Source organism: Serratia sp. LS-1 (genome assembly GCF_003719595.1).
In the GTDB taxonomy this organism is placed as follows: Bacteria; Pseudomonadota; Gammaproteobacteria; order Enterobacterales; family Enterobacteriaceae; genus Serratia; species Serratia ureilytica.
In genome coordinates this window covers 1,025,230-1,040,533 of the sequence record NZ_CP033504.1, presented here as the reverse complement: position 1 = coordinate 1,040,533, position 15,304 = coordinate 1,025,230, and the positions used below count along the sequence as shown (strand labels likewise).

The following is a 15,304-nucleotide window of genomic DNA, read 5'->3' as shown; positions in this document are numbered from 1 at the left end:
CGCCACGGCGAGGCACTTAAGGCGCCGGCCGGTGTGACTTGGCCGGCGCCGTTTCAATAGCGATCCTTTCCTGCCGCAACGCCGGGCTGAATGCCCGCGCGAAGCCCCACAGCCCCGGGACGAGCACTGTGCCGCAGCCAGCCGTAAAGTTCGGCATTACGCCGGAATCCCATTTTGCGCATGACGCTCATCTTGTGATTGCTGACCGTCTTCACGCTAATATCCAGCATCCGGGCGATTTGCGTGACTCCCATCTCCCGCGTCATGCAGCGCATGATCTCTTGTTCGCGCAACGTCAAGCCCCGGTGTTGGCATGCGCAGTTCCTGCCACAGCTCAGTCGGCCCGGCCATTTGCTGCGCCGCTCCAGCTCGGCGCTCACCTGATACAGCGCCGAAACCAACGGCATATCGTGGTAGATGACGCCGGCCTCCAGCGAGCAGCGGTTCCCGACGGTGCGTTTATGCCGTCCCTCCGGCGTTCGCAACGAGAAATACAGCGTTTTACGCCCCACGGGCTGCGCCTCAGAGAGGTGACAAAAACAGCTTTGCACGCCGGGAGGAAAATAGCAGAACACCAGATCGGCTTCATGAGCCTGCCGCGCATCCACTAACAGCGTGCGCTTGCCGTAAGTGCTGAAGTGCAGCGCCAGAGCCTCTTGCCAACCGGCGCTGAAGTATCGATTCTCATCAAATAACGCGATTTTTATCATCGTGTTCATCCCTGCCCTCCCGCCGTGTCGGCTTCCCGTTTAACCGCCTGGACGCCCTTTGCCGGCGCCTGGCTGTTGTCGATGCGCAATTCATAAACCATGGTGGCGTTGGGCGGCACCTTCGGCGGGTAGCCGGTTTCACCGTAGGCCAGCGCCGGCGGCACGACCATCGTCAACGAGCCGTGGTTGTGCAGATGACTTATCGCCTCCCGGAACAGCGGCGGGTATTCGGACAGCGGTTGCGACAGCACCTTGCCGCTCAGATCCATATCCTGGATCACCGTGCCGTCGGTCAGCTTCTCTTTCACCACAACATCGACCACCGCCGTTGGCGCCAGCGCCCCCTCCCCGGCATAATCCACCCGATACCAGAAGCCCATCGCCGACTGCTTTACGCCCTTTTGTTGACTGAACTGCGTCAGGTAATCGTCATCGCGCCGCCGCTGCTGGTTAACGCGTTTCTCACGCGCGGCCACGGCGGCGGCATCCGCCTGCGCCGTCAACGTATTCAGTTCCTGCGGCGACAGCTGCAAACGTCCCGACACGCTGTCGATAACGCCCGCCAACAGGCTGTCGCGATCCACCGGCACGCCCCAGCTTTGACGCTCCGTCATCAACCCCTGAATATCCCGCCCCAGCGCACTGCCCGCCGCATAGGACAAACGCTTGCGTTCATCCTTCAACTGCTCCGGCGTCATCTCCCATTGCAGCCGCTTACGCAACGCCAGCAGGTCTTCGCGCGCCTGCTGAGTCGCCTTCTGCTCACCGGCCCGCTTCTGCTCGCTTTCTTCCAACGCGGCGCGCAGAGCGTGCAACGCCTCCTGGTGCTCGCGTTGGCGTTGTGCAAGCGTTTGTGCCGATGCCTGCGCGGCAGACTCAAGTTCGGTGACGCGCCGTTCGGCCTGCGCCGCCGTCGCTCTGCTTTTGGCGGTTTCCTGCGTCGCCTGACGCAACAGCGCCTCGGCGCGCTGCGCGTCGGGCGAACCACGCCAGGCGGCGCCCAGCCCGGCGATCCACTGTTGAAGCGTTGACGAGTCCGGCAACGCCGCGACGGGTGGCGCCGCTTTCTCCGCCCGCAGCGCGGCGAGCTCCTGGCGCAGCGCCGTCAGCGCCATTCGCTGGCGTGCCAGCTGTTGATCGCGCGCCAATAATTCCTGGCTCAGCGTAAACGTTTTGGCCGGTGAGGCGGATTGGCTGTTGTCCGACAGGCGCTTCGCCGGCTCACGCTTTTTTTTCCCTGACTCACGGTCGTCCGGCGCCGTTTTTTCGGTCGCCGGACCGATATTCTGCCGTTGATACTGCTCGGCAAACTGCAGCAGCGCCGGCACGCCGTCGTCCGCTTGCGCGACCACGGTGAACAGCAAAGCGACACAGCCCAGCAGACGCAGCCTCATTTAACCTGCTCCCCGCGATCCGCCAGCCCGGTCAACACCGCCTGATTCACCCCGGCGCACAGATAGTTGACCTTGTAGCGATACAGCGCATCCACCGTCTCCTGCGTGTCACCGTTTACCCGGGCGCGCAGGTTGGCGTACTGGGAAGCGCCGCTCATCAGGCTGTCGAACGCCTGTTTGTAGCGCTGATACTGTTTCTCGTTGATCGTGCGCAACGCGCCCAGTTGCTCCTGACACTGCCGCAGTTGCTCGGCCTCACGTTGCTTGCGCAACACCTCTTCTGACGGAGGTTGCGCAGCCTGATTTTGGGTGTTCACGGCAGGCTTGCCCGGCTTTTGGCTTTGGCAAGCGGCGGCGCTCAACGCCAACAGGCACAGCATCCCCATGCGCAGGGCGTGATTGACGTGCTTTCTCATCATTGCGTTTTTTGTCCTTGTAGACGCTTATTCGTATTCCAACGTAAAGGTGGCCACCGCGCTGAAGGTGCCGCGGCCGATGGACTTCGTCTGGATGGCTTCCGGCTCTCCCTGCACATAGGCTTGCAGCGTGAGTGTGGTGTTGCCGGCGTTCAGACGGAATTTATCGCTGGCGCGATTGAGCGGCAGCGCCTTGCCGCTGCTGTCCTCCAGCCCGATGCCGATCCCCGACGCCAGGCTGCCGCCATCCAACGCCAACAGGCCGGGCAGTTTGGCGTTCTCAGAACCGGTAAACGTAATGGCCACCGTATTGCCCAGGCTGAGATCACACTCGGTCAGGTGCAACGCGAAGGTTTGGCTGTGGGTGCGGGTGTTCAGGTACAGGTATTTGTCGACGATGGTGCCGAAATCCAGTTGGATGTCCTCATCCCCCGGTTGTATGACACACGGCTCGGCCACCAGCGTACCGTGAAAGCGCATGTTTTCCGCCGCAGCCGCCGGCTGCGCCATCATGCCGGCCAGCATCACCATGCCGGCTCCCAGCAGCGCGCTTCGGCGCCGGTTCGTCTCTGTCGCGCGCATGACGCCACTCCCTTTGGTTATGCTTGCGCCTGCCAGGCGCAAGCGGCGTATTAGTCGTAATAAAGACGGAAATCGATCGCCGCGCGGTAAGCGCCGGCGCTCAGCGTCGCCGGAGTGCGCACCGGCGTCACCGTATACGTCAGGGTGTTTTGTCCCGGCGTCAGCAATACCGGTTTGTTGCGCGCGCCGAGGCGGACCGGCAGACCGCGGGCATCCGCCAACTGCAACCCCAAACCGGTGACGCCGGCGACCCTGACCAGACCCGGCGCGTCGTCATCCGTCGGCGCGGAAAACGCGACGGACACCGCAGGCTGGCTGCCGCTCCAGGCCAGAACCCCGGTCCAGGCGTCGCGGTTGCTCGCCGGCGCCCGCAGGCAGTCTTTCAGCGTCAGCTCGAAGGCGACCGGCGTGCCGCGATCGCCCGGGCGCTGGAAGTGCGCCGTTCCCGTCTCGCCCAGCCATACCTCCTGGCGGGCGGTGGTCATTTCCAGGCTGCAGGCGCTTTCCGTTAACGCGCCGTAGACGTGGAGCGTGCCGTTCGCCCCCTCAACGTCCCAGTTATCCACCGCGCGGGCCGGCGGCATCAGCATCAACATCGTGCCCGCCGTCAGCGGCACCATCAGCGCGGCCAACACCGTCAGGCCAATAGTGCGTCGCTGATGACGTTCATAGGCCTTTCCCAACAGCATGGGGTTCTTTCGTTGCATGATTCGTTCACTCCGCTGTGTTCATGACTTGGTCTTACCTGCTTGCGCGCGGCTCGTCATTTGGCGACCGGCACGACCTGGCAGGCATTGCCGGCGCAGCGGAAGTTCAACTGCGGCCGACCACCGTAATCGTTGATGTACGCCAGCGACGGGCCGCTGCCGAGGCTCGCGGCTGAGACGTTCAGCGGGGCGCTGGCCTTCGGCGCCACCATCAACGGTTCAAAGCCGGCGGCCCCTTTCCCGCCCTTGCCGGCGCTCGCCTCAACGATCGTCACGTAATACGGGGTCGGATTGTTCACCACGTACTTGTCACCCTGCCGGGTCAGCGTCAGCTGCTCCTGCCACGGTGCGGCGTTCTTTTTCGGGGCGAGCGCCGCCGGGCGATAAAACATTTTGATGCGCGTCTGCAACGCTATCTGCAGCGTGTTCGGCTTATTGCTGCGCGGCGGGATCTCGCGCAGGTTGAAGTAATACAGCGTCTCCCTGTCCTGCGGCAGCTGACGCGCCGCCGGCAGCGACTGGATCTTCACCTGGCTCGGTTTGCCCGGCTCCACCCGCTGCACCGGCGGCAGCACGGTGAAAGGGCTTTGGATCTTGTTGCCGCGATCGTCTTCAATCCACCCCTGGGCCAGATAGGGCAATTGCTTATTCTGATTGCTGATGTTGAGGCTGACCGTTTTCTGGTCGCCGTCGAAAATCACGCGCGTGCGATCCAGCGCGATAGCCGCATGGGCGGGCAGGCCGATCGCGCCGATCGTCAACGCGGCGGCGAGCGAGCTCAAAAGGGAAACGGTCTTTCTGGTCATAGTCAGATTCATCATGTCTTCACGGTTCCAGTCAGCCGAAGGCGGGCGATTCCGCCCCGGCAGTTTAGCGGCGAAGCACGCTCCGCCGGGGGTATCAGTTGGCGTTCTCCGCCGGCTTGTTACCGGTGAGAGGACGGCAAGGCAGCAGCAACGTGTTCATCAGCATTTCGGCCGGCAACGGCGCCGGCAGCTGGATTTCACACTGCGCCGCGCCGTTCCAGTGCACGCTCATGCGCTCGCCGGGGTTGAGGCCGGACAGGTAAACGCTGCCGCCGTCATTGATGATGCCGGTCTCCTGTTTGCGGGCATTCAGCACCGTGGCGCCAAACGGCGGCTCACTGCCGTCCGCCAGCTTGACGATCGCCATCGCCTTCTCGCCGGCAATCACCTCGAACTTGCGGTAGCCGATGGCGCCCTCGGTCAACGTGGCCTGCACCACGGAACGCGTCGCCTCGACGTTGTCGCCCAAGCTGTTGAGATCGATGCTGGCCTTGTTGCGGTAGTAGCTGTTCACATCCGCCACCACCGCCTTGCCGTAACGGTTGGTCAGCACCGTACTGCCGTAGCCACGCACCGGCACGCCGGCGACGCCTTCGGTATCGAGCAGCAAGCGCGTGCCGCCCGGCGTATTGACGCGATGCAGCACCGCCCCTTCCGCCGCCATCGTCAGGCCGCCCTGCGCGCCAATGCCGACGGCGCTATAGCGGCCGGCCTGGTAGCTGGCGTTGGCGTTGATCTGCGCCATATCGCCCTGATGGCTGTAATACCCGCTGGCGGTCGCCCCACTGCGCGCGGCGCCCGCGCTGATCTGATAGTTGTTGTGTTCATCGACCCGGTTGTAGTAACCGACCCGATGGGCGTTCTCTTCGCGATCGAGCGTCATGTTGTAACTGAGCGTCCCGGCGCTGCCCCAGGGCAGCGACAGCGACAGGTACATCCCGTCGTCGTTGCGCTCGTTGTAACGGTTGCGATAGGCCGACAGCGATACGCTGACGTTCTTGAAATCGCCGATATCGAAGTAGCGCGATACCATCAGGTTGTAACGATCGTTCGGCGCCCGATCCCAATAGGTTTGGTGGCTGTAGTTGAGATAGGTGCTGAGCCCCAGATCGCGGAACTGTTTGTTGAAGGTGATGGTGTACATCTCCTTGCTCTTGCCGCTGCGTCCCCCTTCGTAACGCGCATCGAGGTAGTCCCCCATGCTCATGAAGTCCTCCTGGGAGAAGCGGTAACCGGCGAAGGTGACCTGGCTGTCGTATTCATCGAAGTTCTTCGAATAGCTCAACCGATACGAACCGCCGGTAAGCGTGCCCTCCTGCGGCAAACGCGCGCGCGACTGCGTGGCGTCGAACGACAGCGCCCCCAGCGCCATCAGATCGCGCCCGATCCCCAGCGACAGCGCGTTGTAATCGCCGCCGGCGATGCCACCGCCGTACAGCGACCAGCCGTTGCTGATGCCCCAGGAGAACTCGCCGGTGCCGAACATCGGCCCGCGCAGGTGATGCCCCCACTCCGACGGTTTGCCCGTCGCCAGCTTGTAACGCACCGTGCCCGGGCGCGTCAGGTAAGGAATGTTGGCGGTGTTCATCTTGAACTCCTGCACACTGCCGTCCTGCTCTTCGACGCGCACGTCCAGCTCGCCGGAAACGGCGTCGTTGATGTCCTGAATGCGGAACGGCCCCGCCGCCACTTGCGTTTCATACAGCACGCGCCCTTGCTGGCTGACCACCACCTTGGCGTTGGTTTTCGCCACGCCGGTCACTTCCGGCGCATAGCCGCGCAGGTTGGGCGGCAACATGCTGTCGTCGGATCGCAGACTGACGCCGGTAAAGCGCAGGCTGTCGAAAATGTCGGAGTTCAGGTAATCCTCCCCCATCGTCAGCCGCGAACGCAGCGCCGGGATCGCCCGATAGGCGTAATAGCGGCTCCAGTCGAACTGTTTGTCAGTCGGCTGAGAAGATCCGGTCTGGTGGTTGAGGTTGGCCTGCCAATCGGCGCGCAGGCGCCAGGCGCCCAGGTTGGCGCCGCCGGTGCCGTTGCCGCTCAGGCTGTAGCTGCTGCCGCCTTTCTGGTGCTTTTGCGTTTGGGCGTTGACGTTATAGTCAAACAGCAGCCCGGGAATACCGTCATCCCAGCGAGAAGGCGGATCCCAGTTTTCCGAGCTGTACTCCAGATAGGCCTGTGGGATGTTGAGATACAGCGCGGAACTGGCGAGATCGCCGCGCGCTTCCATCCCCGCCAGACTGGAGGCGTCAAGGCAGCGGCCGCCGTGTGTCCAGTTAAGCGTGCTTAACAGCTTTTCTTTCAGCCCCAGTTGGTTGACCAATGCCGGTGAAAGACAGGCTTCACTGCCTTTAGGATCGTTCTCAGGCGCCAAAAACGTCACCGGCTGTTCCGGCAGGTCGTTCTTATTGACGTGCACCACCATGGTATAAACGCCCGGCATGATGTAGCCGCTGCGCGTAAATTGGCTCAGATCGATATTTTTACGATCGTTGATGTCTAATACGTCAGTATTGAATTGAATAACGTCGGCGGCATAGACCAACGCGATCGGATTTCCCAGAGAAAGGGCAACACAGAGCCCCAAAGCTTGAAGACGAAATAACTTCCCTGCCGGTGAAAGCATAATAAAAGTCCTTTCAATAACGAATTAACCGTCAGTACGAGAAAAAATCAAAAATAATCCAGCTTAAAACGCACTGTGGAAAAATACGCTCCCGCCTTCAACGGCTGATGATTCGGCATCAACGTCATGGAATAATTCAGCACTCTATTTCCCGGTATTATTCCTTCCATCGGTAAGGGTTTCCCTGGAATAACCGGCGTGCCGTTGCTGTCTTTTATCTTCAATGCGACGCCGCGCGCCTCGCCCTGTACGCCAAACAGAGCGCCTTCCGCATAACCATCAAACGTGACCTGAAAGAATTTCCAATCAGGTTTGTTTTCCGGCCGTTCCAAAATGCAGTTGACCAATTCAATACTGAAAGGTTTGGTCATCCCCTGGCCGTCACGAATGATCTGCCCGAGAGGAAGAGTGTCCATATCGATCGTCTGATCGCGGCTGCCGGCGGCAATGGCGCAGGCGGTGTCGATAATGGCGCCGTGCATACTGACCTTGCCCCACCCCTGCGCGGCGGAAGTTGCATAGCCGGGCGCAAACGCCAACGACGCCAAAAGAACGGCACCCGCTCGATTCCTTGGTAAAAACATCGCGACATTCCTTTGACAGGGAGATTCACCAGGCATGCGGCGAACCCCATGCCTGGTTGATTAAGCCTTCGGACTCACTTACTGATAAGCCAGGGTGAAATCGGCTACGGCGGTGAAGTCGCCCGGAACGATGGCGGCGGAAGCGCCTTCGCCCTGCAGGTAGGCGGCGAAATGCAGGGTGTTGTTGCCGGTGTTCAGAGTCTGCGCGGTAGTCGCTTCACCCAGTTTGATCGGCTGGCCGTTGTAAGAGATGGCTACGCCGGCGCCGCTGGCGGTGCCCGCGATGCCCAGCAGATCCTTATCGGTAGACGATGCTACGCCGCTGAAGGTGGTTTTAACGGTTTTCAGGGTGGTGATGTCGCACTGCTCCAGCTTGATTTCAAACGGACGCGGGTTGGATTTGCCGCCGTTTTTCAACGCCACGTTGGACACCTGGCCCAGATCAACGGTCTGATCGATCGACTCAGGCGCAATAGAGCATGGCGCATCAATAATAGAGCCCGTGAAGGTGACCTTACCGTGTCCCTGATCGGCTGCCTGTGCAAAAGAACTTGCGCCAAATGCAATCACTGCAGCCATCATGATTTTGTTAAGTTTCATAGAACCTATATTCCTTATAAGAAAAAATGCATATTCCAATCAAGAAAAAGAGCAACAGGAAACCTGCTCGCGCTTATATGTGCGCAGCCCTGATTCTTTAGCATCTTGCTAGTTGGTTAACTGCCAAAACCCAAAGGCACCGACAATAAAAAGTCGATAACGGTAAGTCTGCAGCGGCCCACCCATTAATGAATTCGTCCTATAAAAATAAACGAAATCACAACGAGCAGGGGCCAATACTTTCTAATCCGCCCTTCTTGTCCGGCGATGAATATTCTGGCAAATGCCTCTCGGCAAAAAAAGGCTTTTTTTGATCAAGGCGAACATTCGCAATTTATTTCCTAATTAAAGTTAATTTACTGTTATTTTTAGGCTCATAGATCGTAAAAAATACTTTTATAGAGCAATATCCTGTTTTTGCGAGATTCACAAGTAATCAGATCGCAAAGTGGCACTTTGTGAATATAATAAACCAAAATTTTAGGTTTCTGCGTGACGCCCCCCTGCCTGAACATAGGTAAAAACGGGGCGGGCAACGCCTTTTTTTTCAATCCTGATAAATAGATAGGAATTTTCTTTGTTCGCGTTTTACCTCGTTGTTGGTAGACGGCGAATGTTTGTTTTTTCTTAGGAATACGGCAATCGGAATACAGAGGAAGTGCTATGGAAGCGTTATCTCCGAAACAAAAGGAAATACGGCAATTGCAGCACGATCTGCTGCAAACATTATTCGCGCAATCGCCCCGTCAATGTCCCGTCGCCGGGCCGCCGCCACAGCAGCAGTGGCTCTCGACACGGCAACTGGCCAATGCCGTCAACGTCGGTGTTTACCGGGCTCGACGGCTGTTATTGGATCTTGCCGCCCGACAAGAAGTGATTGTGACGGACGGCTCCATCAACAACTCGTTGAGGTGGTATCCCACCGCGTTGCTGGACGGTGGCGATAACAACGGCATACCCAACAAAGATGCATCTCACTCTCCTTTAACGGAATAAATATGGCCAGCCGGCCTGATTGGCAATATTTCATTGCGGAGTAACGCCGCACACCATTTATATATATCGGGATATTATCGTGAGAAAAACAGCCCTGCTATTTTTACGTTGCTGCCTGGCACTCTCTTTCTTCCTGCTGTTTGGCAACGCCAACGCATTTACTTGCCGCACGTCCGATGGCGGACTTATTCCCCCGGGGGGATCGGCCACGCCGGTTGACGTCCGGGTTCGCATCGGGCCGCAGCTTTCTTATGGCAAAAACGAAATCGTCAACGTCAGCCAGGTCACCTGTAAAAACGACGTCGCGAGCTGGTACGACTATCTCAAAACCGATAGCCCGGCGCTGTCGATGAACGGCGCGATTTTTGGCTCGATCGGCAGCGGCACGACCATCAACGGCAGCGACTATAACTCCCCGGTGCCTGCCGGCATCAGCGTACTCAGCCTCACCGGCTTGCAGACCCAGTCTGTCGCCATCCGGGTCTATATCGTGTTGAACCGTTTCCCAACGCCGGACATCAAGGTGAATAAGGGTGACGTCATCGGCCAAATCAACTTTATTCAGACCAACGATCAACCGGGCTGCCCACAGTGCGGCGTTTATCGCTGGCGCCTGATCGCCGACAACGACGCCTACTTCGTCACCACCAGTTGCACCATCAACAACGGCCAGCAAATTAATGTCGATTTTGGTCAGATCCGCCAGGACTTCCTGACCCAGAGCGCCAACGACGCCCAGATCAAACAGGACAAAGCGCTCAGCTACCAGTGCGACGATCAGAGTGCGACGCAGGATATTCTGATCCGGATGGTCAGCGACGCCAGCGGCTTCTCCAGCGATTTTATCAAGACCACCAACCCTAACGTCGGCGTGGCCATGGTGCACAACGGCGCGGTGGTAAAGCCCAACAATGCCTTCAGAACGCGCATCGTCAACGGTCTGGGCAACGACACCGTCACCTTTGTGCCGGTGAAGAACAATGTCCCTTACACCAGCATCGCCACCGGTCCGCTGTCGGGCTCGGCCACGCTGATCTTCAGCGCACCTTGAGACGGGAGCCAGAATGAACATGACGATAAAAACGGGCTGCGCCCTGCTGTTGGCGCTGGAGTTGATTAGCTCGGCCGCTCAGGCCGCCGATCAGGGCACCAAAGTCAACATCACCGCCACCGTGGTGGCGCCTCCGCCTTGCGTGATCAACGACGGGCGTACCATCGATATCGACTTCGGCAAGGTCGGCATCAAACGCATCGACGGCAGCCGCTATATGCAACGCATCGATTACAGCATCAAATGCGAGTTTCTGGATAACAGCCGCCAGTTGAAAATGAAGATCATGGGCAGCGCGGCGGCCTTTGACAACAGCGTGTTGACCAGCAGCGTCACTGGATTGGGCATCAAGCTGTTGGCCAACGGTAAGGCCTTCGCCATCAATACGCCGCTGAACATCGACTACGCCAATCCGCCGACGCTTGATGCAGTGCCGGTGAAAAACAGCGCCGTCACCCTGGCGGAAGGCGACTTCTCCAGCGGCGCCACCATGCTGGTGGACTATTTTTAAAGCGCCGCTTCGGCCGGATACTGAAAATAAAAAAAAGCCGCAACGTCTCCGTTGCGGCTTGGTCGAGGATGGTGCGCCCGGGGCACTCCTCACATCAGGCTATTCAGCCGAAGATCCCGCCGAACCACTGGCTCAGCTTCATCATCACCATATCCCAGATGCGGCTGAAGAAGTTGCCCTCTTTCACCTCTTGCATCACCACCAGCGGGTGCTGTTCGATGGTTTTACCGTCCAGCTGGAAATCGATGGTGCCGACCACCTGGTTTTTCGCCAGCGGCGCTTCCAGCGTCGGTTGGGTCAGCTTGTAGCTGGCCTTCAGGTTTTTCATCTGCCCTTTCGGAATGGTGACCGAGGCGTCTTTCGCCACGCCGAGCGGCACTTCGCTGACGTCGCCGAACCACACTTTCTGGGTGACGAACGGTTTATCAGCCTTGATCGGCGTCGCGGTTTCATAGAAGCGGAAGCCCCAGGTCAACAGCTTTTCGCTTTCGCTAAAGCGCACGCGATCGCTCGGCGCGCCCAGCACCACCGAGATCAGGCGCATCGGGCCGTCGGTGGCGGACGCCACCAGGTTGTGACCGGCGCCGCTGGTGTAGCCGGTCTTGATGCCGTCAACGTTCAGGTTGCTGCTCCACAGCAGACGGTTGCGGTTAATCTGGCGGATCTTGTTGAAGGTGAACTCTTTCTCTTTATGCAGCGCGTATTCGTCCGGCACGTCGCGGATCAGCGCCTGGCTCAACAGCGCCATGTCGCGCGCGGTGCTGTACTGCCCTTCCGCATCCAGGCCGTGCACCGTCAGGAAGTGGGTATTCTGCAGGCCCAGGGATTTGGCGTAGTTGTTCATCAGGCCGACGAACGAATCCTGGCTGCCCGCCACGTAGTCCGCCAGCGCGATGCTGGCGTCGTTGCCGGACTGGATCACGATGCCCTTATTCAGTTCCAGCACCGGCACCTGATCGCCCGGCTTGATGAACATCAGCGAAGAGCCGCGCAGCGCCGGGTTACCGGGCGCCCAGGCGTCTTTGCCGACGGTGACCATGTCTTCCGGCTTGATCTTGCCGGCCTTGATCGCCTGGCCGATCACGTAGCTGGACATGATCTTGGTCAGGCTGGCGGGATCGAGACGGGTGTCGGCATTGCCTTCGGTCAGCACTTTGCCGCTGTTGTAATCCATCAGAATGAAGGCCTTGGCGTCTACCTGCGGCGGCGCCGGCGGCTCGGCCGCGTGTACGGCCGGGGCGGCCAGCAACAGGATGCCTACGCTGAAGGTCAGTTTTTTCAGGGAAGTGGATAAGTTTTTTTTCATCATGACGTCGCCAGAGTGTCCATTCAAAACCATTGAAATAGCGTTAACTTTCAAACATGTTCACGTTTTAAGCCAACCAGCGAGAGTGGCCCGGTGCGCACGTGCCGGCCGCAACCCCCTGCGGCGCCCGTAGCGGGTAACACAACACACCGAAAATGCCCTTGCTGTGAGTTTATGTGATTTATCTTATTTTTGCAGGGTTTAGCGTGAATTTTCAGCATTTTTACATAACTGTACGCAGGCACGCACTTATCGTTCAAAAAAGCATCGAGACGCGCACTTTCGCCCCCATCCACGGCTAAACGGCCAAGCATCTGCACCGCTAAACATCTGCACTTCCATACGTCTAAAAAAGATTAATATATTCCATAATGGCATATAGAACCGTTATTTGTTCTTTTTAAAGCGCTTATCCTCAGCGCTATCATCCGCACAACGACTTTTATACCGAATAATCCTGGAGATGAGTCATGGCGATCCCCCATTCCGTCATCGAGATGATTGGCAATACCCCGATGTTGGAACTGACCCAGTTTGATACCGGCCCGTGCCGGCTGTTCGTCAAGCTGGAGAACCAAAACCCCGGCGGTTCGATCAAAGACCGCGTGGCGCTGTCGATGATCGAGCAGGCCGAGCGCGACGGCAAACTGCAGCCGGGCGGCACCATCATCGAAGCCACCGCCGGCAATACCGGCCTGGGGTTGGCGCTGGTGGCGGCGCTGAAAGGCTATAAGCTGCTGCTGGTGGTGCCGGACAAGATGAGCCGCGAAAAGATCTTCCACCTGCGCGCGTTGGGGGTAGAGGTGTTGCTGACCCGTTCGGACGTCGGCAAGGGGCACCCGGCTTATTATCAGGATTACGCTAAACGCCTGGCCGGGGAGATCCCCGGCGCCTTTTATATCGATCAGTTCAATAACCCGGCCAACCCGGCGGCCCATACCACCACCACCGCGCCCGAACTGTGGCGGCAGATGGATCATGACGTGGACGCCATCGTGGTCGGCGTCGGTTCCGGCGGCACGCTGGGCGGGTTGAGCCGCTATTTCTCCGAGGTTTCGCCGCAGACGGAATTCGTGCTGGCCGACCCTGCCGGCTCTATCCTGGCGGACTATCTCGACCACGGCCAAATCGGCGAAGCGGGCAGTTGGCTGGTGGAAGGCATCGGCGAAGACTTCGTCCCGCCGCTCAGCGACTTTGACCAGGTGCGCCACGCTTACCGCATCGGCGATGAAGAAGCCTTCACCACCGCGCGCGATCTGCTGCGCAAGGAAGGCGTGCTGGCGGGCTCCTCCACCGGCACCCTGCTGGCCGCCGCTCTGCGTTACTGCCGCGCGCAAACCGAACCCAAGCGGGTCGTGACCTTCGTTTGCGACAGCGGCAACAAATACCTGTCTAAAATGTATAACGACCACTGGATGCTGGAGCAGGGCCTGCTGAGCAAACCGCAGCACGGCGATCTCCGCGATCTGATCGCTTATCGCCACGACGAAGGCGCCGCCGTTTCCGCCGCGCCGGACGACACGCTGGCGATCGTGCACGCCCGCATGCGGCTGTACGACATCTCGCAGCTACCGGTGCTGGAAGGCGATCGGGTGGTCGGATTGATCGATGAGTGGGATCTGCTGAACGCCGTCCAGGCCGACGCCGCCCACTTCAGCCTGCCGGCCGGCAGCGCGATGACCAAGCAGGTCCAGACGCTGCAAAAGGAAGCCGGCTACGAGGAATTACAGGCCACCTTCAACCATGGCCACGTCGCGGTGGTGCTCGACGGCGAGCGCTTCCTCGGCCTGATTACCCGCACAGACGTGCTTAACGCCTGGCGCCAAAAATTACGTTAATAAGGATCCATTATGGCCAAGTTTGATACGTTGACCGTTCACGCCGGTTACACCCCGGACGCGACCGGCGCAGTGATGCCGGCGATTTACGCCACCTCCACCTACGCCCAACCGGCGCCGGGCGAACATACCGGCTACGAATACTCCCGCAGCGCCAACCCAACGCGCACCGCGCTGGAAAGCGCCATCGCCGAACTGGAAGGCGGCAGCCGCGGCTACGCCTTCGCCTCCGGTCTGGCGGCCTGCTCCACGGTGCTGGAGCTGCTCGATAAAGACAGCCACCTGATCGCGGTAGACGACCTGTACGGCGGCACCTATCGCCTGCTGGAAAAAGTGCGCAGCCGCACCGCCGGCCTGCGCGTGACTTACGTGTCGCCGGCGGATCTCGCCGGGCTGGAACAGGCGATCGAGCCGGATACCAAAATGATCTGGGTGGAAACGCCGACCAACCCGCTGCTCAAGCTGGCGGATCTGAGCGCCATCGCCGCGATCGCCAAAAAGCATCAGCTCATCAGCGTGGCGGACAACACCTTCGCCTCGCCGTATCTGCAACGTCCGCTGGATCTGGGCTTTGACGTGGTGGTGCACTCCGCCACCAAATACCTTAACGGCCACTCCGATGTGGTGGCGGGCGTCGCGGCGGTGGGGAATAACCCGGCGCTGGCGGAACAGCTCGGTTTCCTGCAAAACGCGGTCGGCGGCATTCTCGATCCGTTCAGCAGCTTCCTGACGCTGCGCGGCATTCGCACTCTGGCACTGCGCATGCAGCGCCACAGCGACAGCGCGCTGCGCATCGCCCAGTGGCTGGAGAGCCAGCCGCAGGTGGAAAACGTCTATTACCCCGGCCTGCCGAGCCATCCGCAGCATGAGCTGGCGGCGCGCCAGATGACGCGCTTCGGCGGCATGATCTCGGTACGGCTGAAAGGCGACGACGCCTATGCGCGCCGGGTCATCCAGCGTTCGCGCCTGTTCACCCTGGCGGAAAGCCTGGGCGGCGTGGAAAGCCTGATCAGCCAGCCGTTCAGCATGACGCACGCCTCCATTCCGCTGGAACAGCGCCTGGAAACCGGCATCACGCCGCAGCTGGTGCGCCTGTCGGTAGGGATTGAGGATGTGGAAGATCTGATCGCCGATCTGCAGCAGGCGCTGGCGGAATAATCACCGCATCAGCGCA

The 15,304-nt window shown here is 59.7% G+C and carries 15 protein-coding genes; 5 read left to right on the top strand and 10 right to left on the bottom strand.

The features are described from left to right. Nucleotides 1-53 precede the first annotated feature (53 nt). The 9 genes from EDY99_RS05055 to EDY99_RS05015 all read right to left on the bottom strand — a co-directional run bounded on the left by EDY99_RS05055 (nucleotide 54) and on the right by EDY99_RS05015 (nucleotide 8,428). The gene (locus tag EDY99_RS05055) at nucleotides 54-719 is read right to left on the bottom strand and encodes a helix-turn-helix transcriptional regulator (RefSeq protein WP_033650640.1); all 666 of its coding nucleotides are present in this window, start codon (nucleotides 717-719) and stop codon (nucleotides 54-56) included. Then, nucleotides 716-2,104 carry an FKBP-type peptidyl-prolyl cis-trans isomerase N-terminal domain-containing protein gene (locus EDY99_RS05050; RefSeq protein WP_123061520.1) on the bottom strand — a complete coding sequence of 463 codons (1,389 nt, stop codon included), beginning with the start codon at nucleotides 2,102-2,104 and terminating at the stop codon, nucleotides 716-718. The genes EDY99_RS05055 and EDY99_RS05050 overlap by 4 nt, the downstream gene beginning before the upstream one ends. Then, nucleotides 2,101-2,523 (bottom strand): hypothetical protein, encoded by a 423-nt coding sequence (locus EDY99_RS05045; RefSeq protein WP_046686746.1) that lies wholly within the window; start codon nucleotides 2,521-2,523, stop codon nucleotides 2,101-2,103. The genes EDY99_RS05050 and EDY99_RS05045 overlap by 4 nt, the downstream gene beginning before the upstream one ends. 24 nt (nucleotides 2,524-2,547) lie before the next feature. Continuing rightward, nucleotides 2,548-3,102 carry a fimbrial protein gene (locus EDY99_RS05040; RefSeq protein ID WP_046686745.1) on the bottom strand — a complete coding sequence of 185 codons (555 nt, stop codon included), beginning with the start codon at nucleotides 3,100-3,102 and terminating at the stop codon, nucleotides 2,548-2,550. Between the two features lie 50 nt (nucleotides 3,103-3,152). Then, complete coding sequence (locus EDY99_RS05035) at nucleotides 3,153-3,791, bottom strand: fimbrial protein (RefSeq protein ID WP_046897038.1); 639 nt, start codon at nucleotides 3,789-3,791, stop codon at nucleotides 3,153-3,155. Between the two features lie 74 nt (nucleotides 3,792-3,865). Beyond that, entirely contained in the window at nucleotides 3,866-4,630 is a 765-nt protein-coding gene (locus EDY99_RS05030) for a fimbria/pilus periplasmic chaperone (RefSeq protein ID WP_080350172.1), read from the bottom strand. A 79-nt stretch (nucleotides 4,631-4,709) separates the two neighbouring features. Beyond that, on the bottom strand, nucleotides 4,710-7,244 hold the full coding sequence (locus EDY99_RS05025; protein ID WP_074446877.1) for an outer membrane usher protein: 2,535 nt from the start codon (nucleotides 7,242-7,244) through the stop codon (nucleotides 4,710-4,712). Between the two features lie 47 nt (nucleotides 7,245-7,291). Next, a complete protein-coding gene (locus EDY99_RS05020) occupies nucleotides 7,292-7,828 on the bottom strand; it encodes a fimbrial protein (RefSeq protein ID WP_033642500.1) in 537 nt (178 codons plus the stop codon). Nucleotides 7,829-7,906: 78 nt separating this feature from the next. After that, a complete protein-coding gene (locus EDY99_RS05015) occupies nucleotides 7,907-8,428 on the bottom strand; it encodes a fimbrial protein (RefSeq protein ID WP_025302212.1) in 522 nt (173 codons plus the stop codon). 663 nt (nucleotides 8,429-9,091) lie between these two features. Here EDY99_RS05015 and EDY99_RS05010 point away from each other — a divergent pair. The 3 genes from EDY99_RS05010 (at nucleotide 9,092) to EDY99_RS05000 (ending at nucleotide 10,986) form a co-directional block, all read left to right on the top strand. After that, nucleotides 9,092-9,424 (top strand): hypothetical protein, encoded by a 333-nt coding sequence (locus EDY99_RS05010; RefSeq protein WP_123061519.1) that lies wholly within the window; start codon nucleotides 9,092-9,094, stop codon nucleotides 9,422-9,424. A gap of 232 nt (nucleotides 9,425-9,656) precedes the next feature. Beyond that, entirely contained in the window at nucleotides 9,657-10,475 is an 819-nt protein-coding gene (locus tag EDY99_RS05005) for a fimbrial protein (protein WP_033633691.1), read from the top strand. 19 nt (nucleotides 10,476-10,494) lie between these two features. Further along, nucleotides 10,495-10,986 (top strand): fimbrial protein, encoded by a 492-nt coding sequence (locus EDY99_RS05000; RefSeq protein ID WP_226772988.1) that lies wholly within the window; start codon nucleotides 10,495-10,497, stop codon nucleotides 10,984-10,986. A gap of 103 nt (nucleotides 10,987-11,089) precedes the next feature. Here EDY99_RS05000 and EDY99_RS04995 read toward each other — a convergent pair whose 3' ends face one another. Then, entirely contained in the window at nucleotides 11,090-12,295 is a 1,206-nt protein-coding gene (locus tag EDY99_RS04995) for a serine hydrolase (RefSeq protein WP_033633487.1), read from the bottom strand. A 467-nt stretch (nucleotides 12,296-12,762) separates the two neighbouring features. Between EDY99_RS04995 and EDY99_RS04990 the strand changes: the two genes are divergently transcribed. Together EDY99_RS04990 and EDY99_RS04985 are read left to right on the top strand one after the other, a co-directional pair. Beyond that, on the top strand, nucleotides 12,763-14,130 hold the full coding sequence (locus tag EDY99_RS04990; RefSeq protein WP_033642499.1) for a cystathionine beta-synthase: 1,368 nt from the start codon (nucleotides 12,763-12,765) through the stop codon (nucleotides 14,128-14,130). Between the two features lie 12 nt (nucleotides 14,131-14,142). Beyond that, nucleotides 14,143-15,288, top strand: a complete 1,146-nt coding sequence (locus EDY99_RS04985; protein WP_033642498.1) for a PLP-dependent aspartate aminotransferase family protein — start codon at nucleotides 14,143-14,145, stop codon at nucleotides 15,286-15,288. Nucleotides 15,289-15,304 lie beyond the last annotated feature (16 nt).